General features: G+C 57.4%; 11 protein-coding genes and 2 pseudogenes. 4 read left to right on the forward strand and 9 right to left on the reverse strand.

Annotation, left to right across the window (positions count from 1 at the left end; translation table 11 throughout):
- Positions 1-227: 227 nt before the first annotated feature.
- From ACWGS9_RS32130 to ACWGS9_RS32165, 8 genes and pseudogenes are all read right to left on the reverse strand, one after another.
- Positions 228-1301 carry a saccharopine dehydrogenase family protein gene (locus ACWGS9_RS32130; RefSeq protein ID WP_454509011.1) on the reverse strand — a complete coding sequence of 358 codons (1074 nt, stop codon included), beginning with the start codon at positions 1299-1301 and terminating at the stop codon, positions 228-230.
- A 151-nt stretch (positions 1302-1452) separates the two neighbouring features.
- Positions 1453-2205 (reverse strand): class I SAM-dependent methyltransferase, encoded by a 753-nt coding sequence (locus tag ACWGS9_RS32135; RefSeq protein WP_454509012.1) that lies wholly within the window; start codon positions 2203-2205, stop codon positions 1453-1455.
- Positions 2206-2527: 322 nt separating this feature from the next.
- Positions 2528-3790: an ATP-grasp domain-containing protein gene (locus ACWGS9_RS32140; protein WP_454509013.1), complete on the reverse strand. Its 1263-nt coding sequence runs from the start codon at positions 3788-3790 to the stop codon at positions 2528-2530.
- An 8-nt stretch (positions 3791-3798) separates the two neighbouring features.
- On the reverse strand, positions 3799-4203 hold the full coding sequence (locus ACWGS9_RS32145) for a hypothetical protein (protein ID WP_454509014.1): 405 nt from the start codon (positions 4201-4203) through the stop codon (positions 3799-3801).
- Positions 4204-4844: 641 nt separating this feature from the next.
- On the reverse strand, positions 4845-5852 hold the full coding sequence (locus ACWGS9_RS32150) for an adenosine kinase (protein WP_454509015.1): 1008 nt from the start codon (positions 5850-5852) through the stop codon (positions 4845-4847).
- An 89-nt stretch (positions 5853-5941) separates the two neighbouring features.
- Positions 5942-7117 carry a methionine adenosyltransferase gene (gene metK, locus ACWGS9_RS32155; protein WP_454509016.1) on the reverse strand — a complete coding sequence of 392 codons (1176 nt, stop codon included), beginning with the start codon at positions 7115-7117 and terminating at the stop codon, positions 5942-5944.
- Between the two features lie 52 nt (positions 7118-7169).
- On the reverse strand, positions 7170-8552 hold the full coding sequence (locus ACWGS9_RS32160) for a serine hydroxymethyltransferase (RefSeq protein WP_454509021.1): 1383 nt from the start codon (positions 8550-8552) through the stop codon (positions 7170-7172).
- A 171-nt stretch (positions 8553-8723) separates the two neighbouring features.
- Positions 8724-9026 (reverse strand): annotated as a pseudogene (locus tag ACWGS9_RS32165) (helix-turn-helix domain-containing protein); the annotation flags it as partial.
- Positions 9027-9699: 673 nt separating this feature from the next.
- Between ACWGS9_RS32165 and ACWGS9_RS32170 the strand changes: the two are divergent.
- From ACWGS9_RS32170 to ACWGS9_RS32185, 4 genes and pseudogenes are all read left to right on the forward strand, one after another.
- On the forward strand, positions 9700-10437 hold the full coding sequence (locus ACWGS9_RS32170) for a class I SAM-dependent DNA methyltransferase (RefSeq protein WP_454509017.1): 738 nt from the start codon (positions 9700-9702) through the stop codon (positions 10435-10437).
- Positions 10438-10775: 338 nt separating this feature from the next.
- Positions 10776-11443 (forward strand): annotated as a pseudogene (locus tag ACWGS9_RS32175) (transposase); the annotation flags it as partial.
- An 820-nt stretch (positions 11444-12263) separates the two neighbouring features.
- The gene (locus ACWGS9_RS32180) at positions 12264-13907 is read left to right on the forward strand and encodes a thiamine pyrophosphate-dependent enzyme (RefSeq protein ID WP_454509018.1); all 1644 of its coding nucleotides are present in this window, start codon (positions 12264-12266) and stop codon (positions 13905-13907) included.
- Positions 13907-15151: a pyridoxal phosphate-dependent aminotransferase gene (locus ACWGS9_RS32185; protein ID WP_454509019.1), complete on the forward strand. Its 1245-nt coding sequence runs from the start codon at positions 13907-13909 to the stop codon at positions 15149-15151. Before ACWGS9_RS32180 ends, ACWGS9_RS32185 begins: the two co-directional genes overlap by 1 nt.
- Positions 15152-15165: 14 nt before the next feature.
- Here ACWGS9_RS32185 and ACWGS9_RS32190 read toward each other — a convergent pair.
- Positions 15166-15441 (reverse strand): hypothetical protein (locus ACWGS9_RS32190; RefSeq protein ID WP_454509020.1); only part of this gene is annotated, 276 nt, incomplete at its 5' end.

The following is a 15441-nucleotide window of genomic DNA, read 5'->3' on the forward strand; positions in this document are numbered from 1 at the left end:
TGGCCCCGGCCTGGGTATCGAAGTCGACGAAACCCTCCTCGGGGAGCCTGTGGCGGTCCTTGAATGAAATTGAACGTCGACGACAGCAAAGCCGTCACTATCTGGCCGTTTCGCCCAAGTGGGTCGACGACCAACCGGGCCTAGGCTGGCATTGGCGCAGGCTATGCACCGGGTAGCCAGCGCTGTGAACCAACAGCCGTGGCACCAGAGCCATGCGCCGCGTTCCTCTACCGATAATAGACGCCGAACCGATTCCCCAGGAACGACTGGAGTCCAATATCTTCCTGGCGCACAAATCCTTGGGTCGGGATTTTGCCCTCGGCGAGCAGGTTAAGAACCACGCAAATGCTTGAGGCTGTCGTGATCTGAATGGCGCCCATGGTGCGTCCTCCAACGTCAGCGCTATAGATTTTGTTCGCGTAAGTCTCCTGGATCAACCGACGGCCTCTCCGTCCGGAAACAGTTACAAACACGATCACAACATCTTGCAGCGTAGTCGGCAATGCGTTCTCCAGGATGTCCTTGAGCACAGCGCGGCGGTGCCGTAGTCCGAGGTCCTGCAGGAGCGCCTTCATGATGGCCGCGTGACCAGGATAGCGGATGGTTCGGTAATTGAGCGTGTTGACCTTGCCCTTCAACGTTTCGCAAAGCGTGCCGAGGCCCCCCGAGGTGTTGAAGGCCTCATATGTGACGCCGTCGAGCGAGAACTCTTCGCGTTCCTCCAGAGCAGGGACCTCGACGAGCTCGCCGTTGACGATCGCCTCGCAAGGCTGAATGTACTCGTTGATGACTCCGTCGGTGCTCCAGGTCAGGTTGTAGTTCAAGGCGTTGCTTGGAAACTGGGGAAGTGCGCCGACTCTCAGTCTAACGCTGTCGAGGCTCTCGAATTTTCGCGCAAGGTCGCTCGCCACAATCGAGATAAAGCCGGGCGCCAAACCGCACTGTGGGATGAAGGCAGTTTTGGCGGCCGTGGCGATGCGTTTGACCTGCCGGGTAGACTCCACATCCTCCGTGAGATCGAGATAGTGGACGCCAGCTTTCGCAGCCGCAGTAGCGATAGCGACTGTGAGTTGGTAGGGAGCCGCGCTCAGCACTGCAAACTTGCCAGACAGGAGACCCGCAAGCGCCGATTGGTCCTCGATATCGAACTTGGCAGTCGAGACGACGGGGCCGGTTTCGATTTCCGCTAATTGTTCGCCGCTGCGATCGACGACCGTTACGCGATAGTCCCGAGTCACAGCGAGCAATCGGGCGATGGTGGAACCGATCTTTCCTGAGCCAACTACGACGACGTCCTTCACCGACGGGCTCCCGCTACTAGTCGCATGTCGCGGATAAGGTGTGCCGATATTCATTCTAGGTACAATACCTGCACAAAAACTGCCGATCACCATGCATATCAATCGCGATCCGCCACAAAGGAAACGTAGAACAGTTCTTGTTCTATTTAGATTAAGAGCGTCTTGGCTCCGGACCTGCTCGGCGGTACACGGAGATATGACGTGTACATGCTTGGGTGAACGCGCCTCCCGCCCAATCCCCCCAACGCTCCGTCAGATGTAATCCGACGCACTCGGCCATCGTATCAAGTTCCTGATGATATACATAGCGAATCGGCTGTAATAACCGTCGCACCGTGGCTCCCGAGAATAAAAAGAACGAGGAAACTAACATCTGTTTCAATGGGTCATGGATGTCAGTGCGAAGAAATGTGTTTTCATGATCAACGAGCAATGCCGTCGTCTTCTGCCCGTTGACTATCCCGTCCAAGGCCGGCACGTCAATTTCTATGACGACGGCGCCTCCTTCGCTCAAGGATGATGCCGCAGATCTAAGGCAAGCTATTTGAGCTTCGCGCTCAACGAGCTGCAAGAAAGTGTTGTAGATGCAATACACCGCGTCATAGCGACTGGTTGACGTGAAGTTCGCAATGTCTCCATACCAAGCCGTGATTGAATTGGCTCGGCTAGCAAGCAGCTTCAACATGCTTGCGGAGTTGTCGATGCCTTCCACCCTGACCCCTCGCGCGCTCAACGGAATCGCAACGCGTCCGTCGCCGATGCCAAGCTCGAGTGCGCTGCCTCCCTCACATTGTCGATCCAGAAACGCGGCGGTCTGATCAGCCTCAGCAATTTTGCCTCGTATTCGAGTAATCTTTTGGTAGGTGCTCGCCCAATCGTCGCCGTACACGAAACTGTCCGTCATTTAGAAGCTCCTATAAGATCTTCGTTTCGTTGGATTCTGGGATCCCAGTTACGTGCAAGATGGCATGCAAAACTGCCGTCTCGCTTTCCGGAGTATCAAAACACATGCCAACATCGCTGACGGCAAGAGGCTAGGCCATTTTGAGTTCAGAGCTGGGCATCTAAGAAACCTCTGTATTGGATAACTCAAACCGGCGTTGCAGATATCACGAACCGAACAATCGGAAGGGTGTTGGCGTCGCAGACCGTTGCGAAAGGAGAGGCATCCACTCCTAGTTAAGGCCCAAATGCAAACGTGTGCGGTGCTCGCAATACCACCGTCGCTACTTTATCAAGGCTATGCCCATCGACCTCTCGAAACCCCCAAGAATGGCATCGGCCGCAGTATTGGCTTCTGCAAATGATTTGGCCCTTACATGGTACCAGCCGAGTATTTCGCGGCGCTGCACCCGCCTTCCTGGGTCGAAGCGGTGCGGATCAAACTCAATCAGTTGGTCTCGGTAACCTCTAAGCCACGACAGATCGATGCGCTCCGCCAAGCTTGCGTCGCAATGGGGCATGATATTCCGGGCAGAGACATAGCCGGTATACGTGGGCAAGTCGTCCCGGAGTGGCAGGCCAAGATGGATATCCAGCAATCGTTCCTGGATCATCTCACCTGTCAGATGGTGATATACGGAGGGCATGACACCACCCATCAGTCTTGAGTTCATCTCAACCAGAACGGGCCCTTGTTCCGTAACAATCATTTCAACATGAAGAATACCCAGATCGAAGCCGAGTGCCGACGCTGCCGCTTCCGCGTAGTCGAAGCAAGCCCTGGTTTGATCAGGTGTCAAATCGGCCGGCATCGAAGCGCCGAGCTCGATACATTCGTCTTCGCGCGCGCGGGGATGGTCCGACATCATGAATCGATAGTATTTTCCATCCCGCACACCTATTTCCGCGGAAACTAGAGGGCCGGTAAGATATTCTTCGACGAGAATCCCTTTACGAAACTGCGCCTTGAGTTGGACCGGGAGAGCCTCGATCCCAATCAAGAATTTGTGGGCGGCGCGTTCGGCTGCAGGCGGCGTTGGCGCTACTGCCGTGAGCAGGCTGTCGAAGCCGGTCTGCGGCTTTAATACTACGGGAGAGCCTATGGCTTCAGCTGCCGCGCTCGCTTCCCGCGGGGTTGCTACCAGCCGGAACTTAGGAGAGCGCAAGCCTGCTTTTTGGATAATTTCACGAGCTCGGGCCTTTTCTCGTGCCGCCATTACTGCGGACGCATCGGTAAATGGAATGTTCAGTCGCGCGCAGATGCGGGCTGCCACGTCAACACAGCATTCCAACTCGCAGATGACCGTATCGATCGGGGCGAGCGTCGCGAGATATCGCATGGCGTGCAACACCTCGTCATCGACAGTGGAGGCTGAAATGGTGACGACCTTATCCAGTGTCGAGAATAAGTGTTTGACGTACTCGGTCTCGGTATAATGGCGATAGCCGGATTTTATTAAGGAGACCCGTAACCCTCTCTCCTTGGCGAGGCGCATGGTTTCGATGCCAGGCAAATTAGTGTCGATGAAGACGATGTGCTGGGTCATAGTCCGCCTCAACCCAAACGCATTGCGATCTCGGGCTGCACAACGTCGAAATGAATGGTGGAGCGGGCTTGCCGGCCAATGTCGTTTATGCTTTGCTGGATGACCTCATTAAGCACCTTGAAAACATCACATCGTTTCCGCTTGTCCCGGCTCCTTTCAAATTTTCCCAGTAACAGCAAAGCGCAGTTCTTGTCTGGTCGGGTGCAGAAGACCAAGGCTCCGCGGCCCGCGAATTCTTGCACCAGGAACACGTCGTCAGCCGCGATTCCGGGAAGCCGCTCATAGGCTCGGCTTAACCTAGAGCGAACTGTGGCGTGGTCTTCCGAAGTTTCAATAAGACCGGCAATCGACAAATAAGGGACATTTGACGAGGTTCGCAGCCATACCTCCGTTCCGTCCGCCTTAACATACATTCGATGCTCCACTCGCTCATCTAAAGCTCATTCGATTTGCGCCACCCCGTCGCTTGGCTACGGAACAAAGACAACGTCGTAGGCGCTCTGCCAAACTAAGTTGCCTTTCGGCACCGCGGACCAGGAGAATCCGTGCCCGGTTCGGCACTTGCTGCCAGGCCATTTCTTGCAGGTTAAAGTTCGATGCCTTTCTGGAAGCGATCTCCTGTCGAACGACGCGTTGCATGACTTCCGATGTTTCTTCCTTTGCGGTCACCACTCCACATGAAAATGGGCCAGCGTCTCGCGTAGCAAACGTGCAAAACGCGTGCCAATCAGGTTCATTCGTCGGGGAGCAATTTTGTGTCGCTTTCTGGTTTCAGAAGCCGCAACAGCGAAACGAAGCTCACGTCGCGAAGTCGACAAATCCGACATTTGTCGGGTGGCGTCATTTGACTTCTTATCACGGTAGCTCTGAAGAAATGTCTGTCTACTGCAAGCGGTAGAATGGGTCTAATAGGGCGTTGAGAACGCTCCACAAAGGCCTTGGGGGGTCGCAGGCATATTCAGCGCCTTTGCGTATCAAACCTACGGAAGCTAGCCGTATCCTGCGCTCCAGACCGAGCCGGTCAGTCACGTTGGCCAGCCATCGGAAGACTAGGCTACCCCAACTGCGAGTTGAGCAGCCCGGCCTGCTCGGCCTCGCGGCGCAGGTTCTGCCTCGGTCGTGGGCCGATCTGCTGGATCACCAGCCCGGCGGCCAGCGAGCCGAGGTCGCCGCAATCCTTGAGGTTGCGGCCGGTCGTGTAGCCGTAGAGGAAGCCCGCGGCATAGAGGTCGCCGGCGCCGGTCGTGTCGACCAGTTCCTTGATTGCCGTCGCCTGGATGGTGACGGTCTCGTCGCCGCGCACGATCACCGAGCCTTTCTCCGAGCGGGTGACAGCGGCTATTCTGCAGTCCTTGCGGATGGCCGCCAGCGCGTCCTCAAACGAGGAGGTCTGGTAGAGCGACTTGATCTCGTGGCTGTTGGCGAAGACGATGTCGACGGTGCCCGACTGCATCAGCTCGAGGAACTCGTCGCGGTAGCGGTCGACGCAGAAGGAATCCGACAGCGTCATCGACACTTCGCGCCCCGCCGCATGCGCCAGCCTCGCGGTCTGCCGGATCGCTTCCTTGGCGCGCGGCGGATCCCAGAGATACCCCTCGAAATAGGTGACCCTGGCTCCGGCGGCCTTGTCGGCCTCGACGTCTTCCGGCCCGAGCTCGACGCAGGCGCCGAGATAGGTGTTCATCGAGCGCTCGCCGTCCGGCGTGACGAAGATCATCGAGCGCGCCGTCGGCGGCTCGCCCTTGAGCGGCTTGGTATCGAAGGCCACGCCCTGGGCGTGGATGTCGTGGGTGTAGATTTCGCCGAGCGCGTCGTTCGACACCTTGCCGAAGAAGGCAGCGCGCCCTCCGAAGCTCGCGACACCCGCCGCCGTGTTGCCGGCGCTGCCGCCGGAAGCCTCGATCGCCGGCCCCATGCGGCTATAGAGCAGTTCGGCGCGCCTGGTGTCGATGAGGTTCATCGCGCCCTTGATGATGCCGTTGGTCTCGAGGAAAGCCTCGTCGCACTGGGCGATGATGTCGACAATGGCATTGCCGATGCAAAGCACGTCATATTCCGGCATCAATGTCTCCGCCAACGACTACCGGCTTTCTGCGGCCGCAGCCAGTGAGAGCTGTACCCGCTGTAACGTCGCAATTTCCACGTCAGGTTTCAGGCTGCTGCCAATCCAGCCTCGCGCCGCAACGCCTCCACCTTGTCCGTCCTTTCCCAGGTGAACTCAGGCTCTTCACGGCCGAATTGCCCATAGGTCGCGGTCTTGCGGTAAATGGGGCGTAAGAGATCAAGCATTTGAGTAATGCCTTTGGGTCTAAGGTCAAACAGCTCAAAGATGAGTTGCTCGATTTTCTTCTTCGCGATCTTTGCCGTTCCAAAGGTGTTGACCAGAATAGAGACTGGAGCTGCAACGCCGATCGCATAAGCAAGCTGTACCTCGCAGATCTCAGCAAGCCCGGCAGCCACGATGTTCTTGGCAACGTAGCGGGCAGCATAGGCGCCCGAGCGGTCGACTTTGGACGGATCCTTGCCCGAGAAAGCCCCGCCGCCGTGCCGGCCCATGCCGCCATAGGTGTCAACGATGATCTTGCGTCCCGTCAGCCCGCAGTCTCCACGCGGTCCACCGACCACGAACCGTCCCGTTGGGTTCACCAAGAACTTGGTGCCTTCCGTATCCAAGTTAGCCGGCAAGACCGGCTTTATGATCTCCTCGATCACGCCTTCTCGGACGGTTTCGTACGACGCTTGCTCGGCATGTTGCGTCGACAGGACAATGGTGTCCAGCGCCACCGGACGAAAACCTTCATAGCGCACCGACACCTGGGATTTCACGTCCGGACGAAGCCAGTCAAGCTGTCCCGATTTGCGGACCTGTGCCTGTCTTTCGGTAAGCCGGTGAGCGAGTTGGATCGGCAAGGGCATCAGTTCCTCGGTCTCGCTGCATGCAAACCCGAACATGAGGCCCTGGTCGCCGGCACCTTGTTCGAGATCCAGACCGCGCCCTTCGTCAACCCCTTGGCTGATATCGGGTGACTGTTCGCTCAAACCAAGAATGATGGCGCAATGTCTTCCGTCAAAGCCGATAGCATCGTCGTCGTATCCGATATCGACCACCGTGTCGCGAGCGACCTGGGTGTAGTCGATCTTCGCATCGCTGGTGATTTCCCCCGCCAGAACGATCATCCCGGTCTTAAGCAATGCTTCGCACGCGACGCGCCCCTTGGGATCTTTGCAAAGCACAGCATCGAGGATGGCATCCGAGATGTTGTCGGCCATTTTATCCGGGTGACCCGCGCCGACGGATTCGGAGGAGAATACGAACTGCTTGGCCATGGATAATCTCGCTTCTAAATTTATCGGACGGTGCGTGTCTTGATTTGCGCGCTTATATGTCGGAGATGCCAGGGACCTGGAAGCCGGAACAGAAGTCTGCGACGTCTCTTCGGACGCAGCTTTGAACATCGAGGTCGTCGGGGTGCGTGAAGACAGTGGCAATGAAAGCGGCGATCTGATCCATCTGCTCCTCGCGCATGCCCATGGACGTCACTGCTGGCGTGCCCAGGCGTACCCCGCTTGTGATAGCCGGGTCACGTGGATCGCCCGGCACCATGTTGAAATTCGTAATGATACCGGCTTTTGCCAAGCGCTCGGCATAGGCCCTGCCTGACAGCGGTCGGTCCCGCAGATCAAGGATCAGCATGTGGTTGTCGGTTCCCCCGGTGACCAGGTCAAAACTTCGATCCTGAAGCGCTTGCGCCAGAGCCTTGGCATTCTTGACGATTTGCTGGCCGTAGGTCTGGAAGGACGGGGTCGCCGCTTCCTGCAACGCGACCGCGAGCGCCGCGATGGTGTTCATATGCGGGCCGCCTTGCAGTTGCGGGAAGACTGCGCGGTCGATCCGTCTAGCGAGATTGTATTTGATCTTCGGGTGGTAGAGTGCCTGATAGCGATCTTCATTCTTGGACAAAATGAAGCCCCCACGCGGGCCGCGGATCGACTTGTGAGACGTGCTGGTGACGACGTCGCAACAGGGCACGGGATTGGGATGGGCTCCGGCGACAATCAGACCGCTTATGTGCGCGATGTCAGCAACGAGATAGGCCTCCACCTCTTCGGCGATTTCGGCCATTGCCATATAATCAAATGCACGCGGATAAGCGGTTCCGCCGACCCAGATCAGCTTTGGCCGTTCCCGTTTGGCCGTATCGCGCAAGCGCTCGTAATCGATCTGCTGCGTCTTTTCGTGCAGCCCATAGGGCACGCGCTGATAGTCGGTGCCAGAAAAGTTGACGCCCCAGCCGTGGGTTAAATGTCCTCCTTCTGGAAGGGCCAAGCCCATGACTTTGTCTCCCGGGCTCAAAAGCGCGCGATAGACGGCTTGATTTGCCGGAGAACCTGAATAGGGCTGGACGTTGGCGTGCTCGCTGCCGAACAGCGCTTTCAGGCGCGCGATCGCCAAGCCCTCAAGCTCGTCGACGATCACGTTGCCCTCATAGTAACGCGCACCGGGGTAGCCCTCGGCATATTTGTTGGTGAAGATTGAGCCGGTCGCTTCCAGCACGGCCGATGAAGCAAAGTTCTCGGAGGCGATGAGTTTGAGCGTCGTCCGCTCCTGCCGCTCCTGTCTCAGGAGCAGTTTGTGCACACTGGGGTCCACCCTGGCCAGCGCAGATCCAACGTGCGCACTGGATCTTGCGATCGGTCGAACTGCCTCTCTGTTGGCTTCACCCACCAATTCGGTTGCTTTATTCGGGCTGTCGTGGGGCATCACCGTGGGACGCGGATCCTGCATCCAGGCCAGGCGATCCAAGTCCCCCATATGGCCGTCGTCTTCGTAAAGCAGGTCGACCAGCAGTTGAACCAGCCCTCCATCATTGCGGCTGCCATTGAGACAGTAAGCCGACGCGGGGCCCAGTCCGCCGCGGCTAAGTAACTCGGCGCTGACCAACAACCGCAGGTGGCATACGACGCGCTCTCGCGGCAGCGAGAGAATGTCTGCTATCTGAGAAGCGGTCAGCTCGGCATGTGAGCAAAGGCCCATGATACGAAGACGGTCAGGATGCGCTGCCGTAACGAGGCGGTTTAGCAATGTCATCATCGGCAGGCACCACGCAAAGCCGCAGGTGCGACCGCGTTGCCTGTACACAAGGTGCGGACGCTTGTTGTCATTGGATGCTCGCGCTAAGCGGCAATGCCGACTCTGGGCCGCCGCTGGCTTCCAAACGGTATGCAAACGTACCATCGCGAGGGATGTTCGATCGCAAAGAGTCTATGAATTTGCTTGAAGGATCTGTTGCAGCAAACAGGAAATCTTCATGGCGGTCCGCGATCTTGACATTAGTCAGAGCGTGTTGGCGGAGGGTCTCGAGTCACGACCCAGGGGCGGCCAGTATCACGCACAATTCGCCAAGCGACCATGACGTCGTCCGCCGCATCCGCACCATTATGCGCGACTTCCGTCAATTCGGGGCGGCCGGCTCGTGCCGCGATGTGCAATCGCTTGGATAGTCCACCACAGCTAGATCGCCCTTGGGGCCAAGGTCGCGAGCACCGCGAACTCATGATGACCGTGGCGCCAGAGGCTAAACGGGCCATGTCTGAGGCCACCTCTACTACTGAGCAGGACCGGTCGCAACGAAACCTTCAGATAAGATTTACAAATCTTTGCAATCAGCAAATCGCTGATGATGATAAGTTCACCGCAAAATCCTAGACGAGGTAGCTATCGGACGCCGGTTACTCCGGACCGCCCCACAGCGGAACTCGCGGGGTCAGCGTTCGAGTTGCTCTCAAAACACTCATCAGGACACTTCAAAAGAATAGACCCGACGCAACCCAACATCTTCCTTGATGCCGGCATCAAAGCGATCCTGCGAGAGTCAAACACGCTTTCACATCTTATGGAGAAGAAACAGATGGAAGATACTTACGTCTATGGCGACAGCTGGTCCTCGGCTTATGAAAAGATTACCAACATGCGAGGCAAGGTCACCGAAGCAGACGATACTGCAGCATTTCTTGAACACCACAGTAGCGGAGGCAGCGCGCTAGAGCTCGGGATTGGCGACGGACGGGTTGCGATTCCGTTGAGCGCGCGAGGGGTGAGCGTCGAAGGAATCGACAACTCCGAAAGCATGTTGAAGCTGCTTGCTAGCCGAACCAACTTAATCAAGGCTTGGCATGGAGACATTACCAACTTCACATCGACGAGTCGCTATAACACGGTGTATTGCATCTACAATACGTTCATGGTTCTCTTGACGCGCGAAGCGCAGATCGCTTGCCTTCGGTCCGCTGAGTCAGTGTTGAGCGAGGGGGGAACTTTGATCATAGAGATCGATGTGCCGGCCCTGCAAGGTTTTTTCAACGGGCAGAAGACGACGGCATTGCTCGTTGATCATGAAAACACATTTCTTCGCACAGACATCCACGACCCACTGAAACAGACCTTGAGTTCTTCCTTCCTTTGGTTTTCCGGAACGTCCGTGCAGCGTTTTCCGCAACCGTTTCGATACGTTTACCACCAAGAACTTGATACTATGGCACAGTGCGTGGGGTTGGAGCTGTTGGAGCGTTGGGGGGACTGGGCGGGAGGCGCGTTCACCCAAGCGTCTACACGTCACATCTCTGTCTATCGCCGAGCTGTTTTCTAGTGCGGAACATTGCCGGCGTTGGCGATCGTGAACTACTTGTACCTAATCCCGCATTAAGAACGAGTTTTGGCGGGCGGCTAGCGCGCTGAGCCTGTCCATCTGCAGTTGGTCGAGCAGACCGCGTCCACTTGGCGCGCCACCTTGTCCTGCCCGCCTAGCGCACCCGTTCAAATGGGTCGTGGGCTAAGCTCGGGGCCTTCAACCGGCGGAGCACGGCCGGGTCGTGGATCCGACTCACTATCACAAGATCAGTTACGACAAGGTCGCGTTGGAGGCCTTGTTCGTGGACCTGTTCCTGGAAGCCCCCGGACGGGTCGAGGAGGTTGGGCGGGTCGTGGATCCGCAAAACCTGGTCTACGGTCCACATCATTCTGCGCGCTGGTTCCGGCTTTTGCGCGTGAGGAACTAATGGAGTGGGTGCGAGATCAACCTCATCGACTACGTCAGTACGCACGGCTGGAAACAAAGATCGCCCGGCCCTCAAGGAAGCCTGTCTGGTTTCTAGGAAAGGCGGCCAGGCCGCGCCTGGGTCTTCCGCGACTTCAGGTGGTCGACAATAGACAGGCGGTCACGCCGCAGGCGAGGGGTGGCCAGGGCCAATGGACGACGCAGGGCGCCAATCCGCGCTTCATTGTTATGTCACTTAAGCTGGAGCGCTGGGTTGCACGGGCGCTTTACGAGGAGCTCTTCTGCGCCCGCGGCGACATGAGAGCCGGATCAAGCCAGCTCACCTCTACGCCGATCGTAACAGTGTCAACACCATGCGCGCCAATCAGCTGCGGCTGTGGTTCGCGTCGTTTGGTATGTCCTGATCTGCGCCCTGCGTCTGCCTCGGTGTTCCCCATATCCGGCTCGCCAACGCCAGCTGGCACGATCAGATTTGAAACTGCTGAAGATCGGCGTACAGGTGCGCATCTCGGTTCGTCGCATCAAGGTGGCGATGGCCTCAGCGTGTCCTAATGCCGAGGAGCGAGCCTTGGCTCACGCCCAAATACGTGCCGCGGCTCTGTTGCGCCGCCGGACCCGAACCCCTTCTCACAAACAACAGAGGATACATTGCCGCGGAACCCGACCGTCGCAACACCGCGGCGCTGATCGCGCCCGTCATCGAACTCCACAGCCGGCCAGTGCCCGCGCCGCATCACAACGGACCCTGGTGCTAGATTCGGTCAGATAAGCGGACTAGCCGGAAATGCCGCTTTGGATTGACTGCTTGAGCCTCAGGTCCGGCTGGGTGCCCCGATCTTTCACTGGGATTGCAGGCCGAAACTGTCACGGTCGAGCTCGACAAGGCCCATCATTTCATAGGCCAAAGCGCCTTGTTAACACATTCGACGAATATTTATCCCAAATCAGTGTGTCGGAGGCCGTCCAACAGAAGATTTCGGAAAGCCAGCTGCATCCCCCAGGTAGCCTGACGCTTCAGTCAACATTCTGCCGAGCGTGTTCGTTGCTTCATGTAAATTGTTACACTGAAAGCTGCGCATTCCGCCATGGTACCTTCATCCTGAGGGGAGATCATGAAATGTGAAGACGGATATACCGCACGACCAAACACGGCCGGGAGCAACAGTTTCCCGATCTCGTTAGCGGTGTCAGACGATCATATGCTTTTCACAACGGCCACGGAGAGTATCCGCGGGCCAGCATTCGCGCGCCCGCCTTGAAGGTTTTCCTTGAGCGATTTTGGGACCCTATGAATTTTTTTCGCTGGGTATGAACCGAAATTTCTGATTTCACTAGACAATCGAAATCAGCAGCAAGCGGCGGACTGGCTGGGCGATCACTGATCGCCTGGGGATGACGCTTGCGCTCAACGTGAGGTCATGATGCGCACCGGTGGCCAGGTCCTTGTTGAAGCTTTGCGGATTAATGGCGTTGAAGTGATCTTCGGCGTGCCCGGAGAAAGTTATCTCGCGGCACTTGACGCAATTCACGATCAGGGCAACGCCCTACGCTACGTCACCATGAGACAGGAAGGCGGCGCGAGCTTTGCGGCTGCAGCATATGGCGATTTGACTGGTCGTCCGGGAGTCTGTTTTGTGACCCGCGGTCCCGGTGTCACCTCGGCCACCATCGGTTTGCACACGGCGATGCAGGGGTCTACCCCGATGGTCCTCCTGATTGGCCAGATCAGTCGTCCTTACCGCGATCGTGAAGTTTTCCAGGAAATCGACTACCGCCGCTTCCTAGGCGAAACTGTAAAGTGGGTGGCGGAAGTCGATGATGCGGCCCGTTTACCGGAATATGTAAACCGGGCATTCAAAGTCGCCATCTCAGGGCGACCGGGCCCGGTTGCTTTGGCCCTTCCGGAAGACATGCTTTTTTCGTTGACCGACACGCCAGACTTGCCACCAGCCCGCGCCACACCAGCGGCACCTTCACCCGCCGATCTCGTCGCAGTGGGAAAAATGTTGGAGAAAGCAGAACGGCCGCTTTTGCTTTTGGGTGGCACGATCTGGACGCCCGGGGGCCATGCAGCGGTTATTCGCTTTGCCGAGACGCACGATCTGCCCGTAGCCATCGGCTTTCGACGGCAAGGTTTGTTCCCGCACGATCATCCAAACTTCGTCGGAAGCGTAGGCTTCGGAGGCATCCCTGAGCCTAATCAATATGCACAAGACGCCGATCTGGTCATTGCGCTGGGTTCTCGTCTGAACGATCCGACGACTTTGAAGCACAAGATCTTCGCAGCGCCTCGACCGACTTGCCGGCTCATACACATCCATCCGGGAGCAGAAGAGCTAGGTCGCCTGTATCAAGCTGACCTACCAATCCTTGCTGATCCGAGCCTCGCGGCTATAGCGCTTTCTGAGTTGCCTCCTGTGCGCCTTCATACGACGGCCACATCCGAAGCACTGGCCGGCTACACCGCCCACGTGACGTTGCCGCCACAGCCTGGACCAGTCGACATGGCCGAAGTGATGCGCCTACTGAACGAGCGCCTGCCGAGAGATACAACAATGACCACTGGCGCCGGAAATGCAACTGACTGGCCAAATATCCACTATTGCTATCGCCAGTTTCTTGGAGCTGCAGCACCGGTCAACGGTGCGATGGGGATGGGGGTCCCAGCAGCTGTAGCGGCCAAGTTTGTGCGGCCTAACTCGCCGTCTGTCTATATAGGAGGTGACGGAGACTTCCTGATGAATGGACAGGAACTTGCTACTGCAATTCAATACCAGCTGGACCCATTGTTCATTATTATTGACAATGGCAGTTACGGCACGATCCGCGGCAACCAAGAGGCGAGGTATCCGGGCCGCGTCTCTGGAACAACGCTTCGAAATCCGGATTTCGCCAAGGTGGCTGAGGGGTACGGCGCACATGGCGAGCGTGTCAAAGTTACCGCCGATTTCGAGCCGGCGTTGGAGCGGGCACTCTCGGCCGGCCGCGCGGCTGTGATCCATGTTTTGGTCGGTCCAAGAAGCCTCGGCCCAAATCATACTCTTCCAGAGGATTGTGCATAATGCTGTCAGAAACGATCCGAGGGGTTCCGGCATCTCCCATCAGCGCGATGTTCGATCGCGCTACCGAATTGCGTTCGCAGGGCAGCAACCTCGTCGATCTAACGTTAGGTGAGCCGGATTTCGATACGCCGAACCACATCCGACGGGCGGCGATTGAAGCGATCGAGGCAGGGGCCACTCGATACACTGCGGCTGATGGTACAGCGGCCTTGAAGGACGCGGTGCGGCGCAAGTTCGCTCGCGACAACGGACTGACATTCGAACGCTCACAGGTGGTCATTGCGTCCGGTGCAAAACCGTTAATCGCCAGCGCAATGCAGGTTGTTCTGAACCCGGGTGACAAGGTCATCTTGCCGACTCCGGTATGGACCTCGCATGTCGGCATGGCACAAGTATGTGCAGCAACACCGGTGTTCTTGGAAACGCGCGAATCTGAAGGTTATAGACTTGATGCCAGCCGGCTTGAAAAGGTGATCAGTGCCGATACGAAGCTCCTGCTACTTTGCTCGCCCGGCAATCCAACCGGTGCCGTAACTTCGTACGACGAACTGAACGCGATTGCCGAGGTGTTGCGACGTCACCGGCACGTCAACGTGATCTCTGACGATCTGTACGAACACATCGTCTTTTCCCCTGCGACCTTCGTGACGCTGGCTCAAGTAGCGCCGGATTTGGCCGAGAGGATCTTGACCGTCAATGGGTTGTCTAAGGCATACGCAATGACAGGATGGCGTATAGGCTATGCGGGGGGGCCTCCCTGGTGGACTGCTGGCCTGCGCGTGCTGTTTTCGCAGACGAGTGGTGGACCCTGTTCAATCAGTCAAGCCGCTGGCGTGGCTGCTCTGGACGGCCCGCAGGGTTTTTTGCTCGAATGGCGGGAAATTTATCGTCGACGGCGCGACCTTGCCTTGTGCGAGCTGGCAAAAGTGCCCGGACTGAGCGCTCGTGCGCCTCAAGGCGCATTCTTCCTTTATGTGAACTGTGGGGCATATATCGGAGCATTAGAACCGAATGGGAAAGTGATCGCGTCCTCGACTGATCTTGCAGAACATCTCCTGACGGTCGGCGTCGTTGCCGTACCTGGAGCGGCGTTTTACGCCGATCCTTTCCTAAGATTATCTATAGCCACCTCGGACGAAATTATCGTCGAAGGGATCCGCCGTTTGGGATTAGGTTGTAACCAACTTCGGCGGCCCGAGTTGTCGAACACGTCCGTGGGCCCTCGAAGGCAGAGGGTGGTCTGAAATCATTTGAACCCTCAAATCAACTGACCACTTGGTATGATGCCTAAGTAGCGAGTGCGCCCGGTGCCCATCCGGCGGGTCTTGTGCTGGCCATTCGGCCGGTTTGAGGTCAAAAAATTCCGGACTGTCTTCAAGCAGAGGGCGAGAGGAGGATCGTAAGCGTCGAGCTGAGGCCGTTCGGGGGATAGCGATCGTTTGCCCCACGGCGAGTAAATGACGTGGATATCGATGGCCCGGCGATTGACGTCGATATCGCCGAATGGTGGGTTTGTTAAACTCAGCCGCGAGCC

This window comes from Mesorhizobium sp. Arg314 (genome assembly GCF_053714275.1).